At 66.4% G+C, this 4,301-nt stretch carries 2 protein-coding genes; both read left to right on the forward strand.

The genetic code is table 11. From position 1 onward, the window contains the following. Positions 1-293 precede the first annotated feature (293 nt). Positions 294-1,955: a MinD/ParA family protein gene (locus EA346_RS00670; RefSeq protein ID WP_296754347.1), complete on the forward strand. Its 1,662-nt coding sequence runs from the start codon at positions 294-296 to the stop codon at positions 1,953-1,955. A gap of 214 nt (positions 1,956-2,169) precedes the next feature. Further along, positions 2,170-4,227 (forward strand): HDOD domain-containing protein, encoded by a 2,058-nt coding sequence (locus EA346_RS00675; protein ID WP_296754350.1) that lies wholly within the window; start codon positions 2,170-2,172, stop codon positions 4,225-4,227. Positions 4,228-4,301 lie beyond the last annotated feature (74 nt).

The following is a 4,301-nucleotide window of genomic DNA, read 5'->3' on the forward strand; positions in this document are numbered from 1 at the left end:
TCCTGATGATCACGGAAGCTCCGCAGAGGGTCCCTTCGCGCGCAAGGCGCGCTCCCACAGGTTCTTGCCCTTGTGGGAGGCTGCCTTGCAGGCGAAGCTTTTGGCGGTTTCGCTGGGGCCAATGCGGTGTTCCTCGCCTGCGGAGGATTCGTGATGGTCAGGTTCCCGCCTGGATGTCATTGGATGACATCTGACGACCGATCGGGGCGCTAAGCGACTGAGGCGCTTGCCTTATCCCGATAGCTAATGTAAACAATGAACTGTGCTGGATTGTGCAGCAAGAGGCAGAGATCATGCAGGCAGATCACGCCGTGACTCCGGTCGCCGGAGGTGCCACGGAAGGATTTCAGGTGGAACCCCGAGGGGACCGGCTGCCGCGGATTCTTGCCATCACCAGCGGCAAGGGCGGCGTCGGCAAGTCCAGTATTGCCGTCAATCTCGGAATCACCCTGGCGCGCTATGGCCGGCGTGTGTGCATCCTGGATGCGGACACCGGCCTTGCCAATGTGAACATCCTGCTGGGCCTGCGTCCCGGAAAGAGTCTCGAGCACGTGCTGTCCGGCGAGTGTCCGATCGAGGACATCATCATGGAGGGCCCGCACGGACTGCGCGTGATCCCGGGCGCCAGCGGCATCAGTGAATGCGTGAACCTGGATCCGACCCGGCAGCGGCGCCTGGTGAATGAACTGGCGCGGATCGAAAAGGACTTCGACTACCTGCTGCTGGACACTGCCGCGGGTATCAGCGAGACCACGCTGGATTTCCTCAGCGCGGCGCAACAGGTGCTGCTGGTCATCACGCCGGAACCGACCTCGCTTACCGACGCCTTTTCGCTGCTCAAGCTGGCGCTGCGCCGACACCCGGTGGACTGTCAGGTGGTGGTCAACATGGCGGTCAATTTCAACGAGGCGCGCAGCGTCTTCCAGCGCTTCGAGGGGGCGATCCGGAAGTACCTGGACGTGGACGTGAACTTCCTCGGATTCATCCAGCGTGATGAAAGCATGCGTTCGGCAGTTGCGCTGCAGCACCCCGTCGCCTTGTTCCCGGAGGGCGACCCGTCAGGGCGGCCCTTCCAGCGCCTTGCCGATGCGCTCGAGGAACGGCCGGCGCAGGAGCCGTCGGTCCAGAGCTTCAGCCGCTTCTGGTTTCGCCGTTTCCTGCAGCCCTCCGGAGTGCAGGCGATGCCGGAAGCGAGCGGCGAGGAGACCCCACCCGAGGGCGCGGGGCGTCCGGGTCCGGCAGCGGAGGCGCCACTCCCGCAAGTGATGGCGCCCGATACGGTCGCGGCAATCGATGCAGGCACGGAGCCGGATCGGCTCGAAACCCTGCACGCCGCGTTGCTCAAGGCGTTTGATGAAGTCGAGGATCCGCGCCTGCTGGCGCAGTGGCTGGAGGAGCTGCACACATCCTATTGGGAGCGCTTCGGTGAGCCCGGTCTGGATCTCCCGCGGCTGCTCGACCGCCTGCACGCGGATCCGGACCGCCATGCCGGCATCCTGCGGGAACTGCGGCTCCGGTTGGATGTGCCGGCGGAGCCTCCGGCGCAGCGACTGGCGCAAGAACCAGAGGAAGAATCCGCGGCAGAACCGGTGGAGCGACCGACGCAACCATCGGCGGAGTATGAGGCGGAACAACCGGCGGACGTGGCGCCGAAGCGCGCCATGGACGTCGACACAGCCGCGCCGGAGACGTGGCCAATGACCGCCGACGTGCCGGTGGACCGGGAGCCGAAGATTGCAGCGGCATCGCTGGAGCCGCGTCCGGACTTCGGCCTTTCCGGGCGCGAGGGCACCGGCCGCGAGGCGCCACCCGACGCGCCGGAATCCCGGCCGGTACCGCGCAGCCCCCATGGCTATGACCGGCAGCGCTACGGTTCCCAGCAGGATCTGGCCGAGAGACTGCGGCGGCTGCGCGAGGAGGGCGGCAGCCTGATGGATTTGATCGGGCGCCTGTGATCGATCCGGCTCCGGCCGCATTTGGTGTGTGCACTGATGCGGCAGTATAGTCAGGCTCAAATCATGGGTACTCGGAAAAGGCGCCGTCCCGATCCGGGATTCGGCCTTGCAAACCGGGGCTTAGGGGGCACAGCATGTCTGGAGGAAGCACGGCGGGGTCCATCCGTTCCGGATCCTGCACCGGTACGCCGATGACGGATCTCGGATTCTAGGCATGGCCCAGGCGAGCCGCGCCAGCGATTTCCTGCCCAGCCTGCCGCAGTTGCTGGTGCGCATCCTGGACACGGTGCAGGACGACCAGGCTGACCTGCACACCCTGAGTGCGATCATCCTGCAGGATACCGGTGCGACCGCCCGCATCATTGCCGTTGCCAATTCCAGCTTCTACTACCGGGGCAAGCGTTTCGACGCCCTGGATCGAGCCGTGCTCAACCTCGGGACGGATGTCGTCAGGACCCTGGTGATGACGCTGGCCATGAAGCAGCTGTTCGGCCAGTTCAATACCCAGGATCGGCGCTTTCTCAAGCGGGTCTGGCGCACTGCCCTGGTGACGGCGAATCTGAGCCAGGTCCTCGCCGTGCTGACCGGTTATCCCCGGCCGGAGGAGGCCTATCTGAGTGGCCTGTTCGTGGATATCGGACGCCTGGCGCGCCTGAGCGACGATGAATCCCGGTATGGACCCATGCTCGAGCAGGCGGCCGACGATCAGGCGCTGCTCCGCGCGGAGAGAGCCGTCTACGGCACCGACCACTGTCACCTGGCCGCGAGCCTGATGGAGGAATGGGGCCTCAGCCCGTTCATCGTCGATGCGGTCCGGTACCACCTGGAACCGGCGCTGGCCGTGCAGGACGCCCACCACCTGGTGAAGCTGGTCAACCTCGGCTATGCGATGGGCCGCCCGGGCCCGGTGGGCGATGATGCCCTAGCCGCGGCCGATACCCTGTTCGGGTTCAACGAAGGTCTGACCGAGGAGTTGCGCGGGCGGGTCAGGGAAGATGTCGCCCGAATGGCCCGCTCGCTCCAGGTCGATATCGACGCCGACGGCGAGTGGGACCAGAACGCAAGGCTTGCCCTGAGCCAGCGCCTGGAGGATCTGAACCGGTTGTCCCAACTGCAGGGCGAACTGGCCCAGACCGGAGATCTGCTGCGTCGGCGCCTGACTGTGCAGCGCGTCCTGTTCCTGACTTTCGGCGTGGAGCGCAGCCTGCTGTTCCTTGCCGACGACGATGCGCCGTTTCTGCGCGCGTGGGTGGACGAGGATCCCGATCCGGCGTTCATCCTTCCCCTGGAAGCCGGGCGGAGTCTGGTCGTGGACGCGGTGCTCGAGGACCGCGCGGTGCAGTTCACCGGCGAGGGCTTCGACGCACTACCGGTCGCCGACCGGCAGATTGTCGCGATCTGCGGGGCGGGGCCGTTGTGGATCCAGCCGCTGCGCGGGGAGTCCGGGCCCCTCGGGGCGCTGGTGCTCGGCGTCGACGCACCCCAGTTGGCGCAGATGCAGGAACGCAGCGCTTTCGTCGGTGCGATGGGCCGCGAGATCGCCCGGGCGCTGAGCGCCGAGGCGGCGGTGACACAGACGCAGGCGCCGGACCAGGAGCGCCTGGAACGGCGCATCCGTGAAATGGTGCACGAGGCGGGCAACCCGCTCAGCATCATCCAGAACTACCTGGCCATGCTGCGGATCAAGCTGGGCGACGAACACGAAGCGCAATTGGAACTGGGCGTGATCCGCGAGGAGATCGAGCGCGTGGGCCGCATCCTGCTGCGGATGCGCGAGGCCCCGCAGACCGAGGAGGAGACGTCGTTGTCGCTGCATCGCGAGGTGCGCCAGATCACCGACATCTTTGCGGCATCGGTCTGCAGCGCCCGCAACATCACGCTGGAGGTGGATCTCGCGGAACACGATCCGCCGCTGGCCCAATCGCCGGACCACCTGCGGCAGATCCTGACAAATCTATTGAAAAATGCAGCAGAAGCTCTTGATGAAGGAGGAAAACTCCGCGTCGTCACACGCGATCCAGTGAGCCTGAATGGGCGGCGGTATACCGAGTTGTCGGTCGAGGACAACGGCCCCGGTCTGCCGCAGGAGGTCATGGACCGGCTGTTCTCGCCGGTGACCTCGACCAAGGGCGCGGGGCACTCCGGCCTGGGACTGAGCATCGTGAAGCGCCTGGTCGACGAAATGGACGCCATCATTCTCTGCTCCAGCGGATCCGCAGGCACCCGCTTCCAGGTGCTCCTGCCGCGTGGCGCGGGCGCGCCGTCGGGTTAGCCGAAAGTCACGGCCACGCCCGCGCCCCCCTGTGGGAGCGGGCCTCGCCCGCGAACGCGCCGCAGGCGCGCCCG

The organism is Thioalkalivibrio sp., from assembly GCF_007692535.1.
GTDB lineage: Bacteria > Pseudomonadota > Gammaproteobacteria > Ectothiorhodospirales > Ectothiorhodospiraceae > Thioalkalivibrio.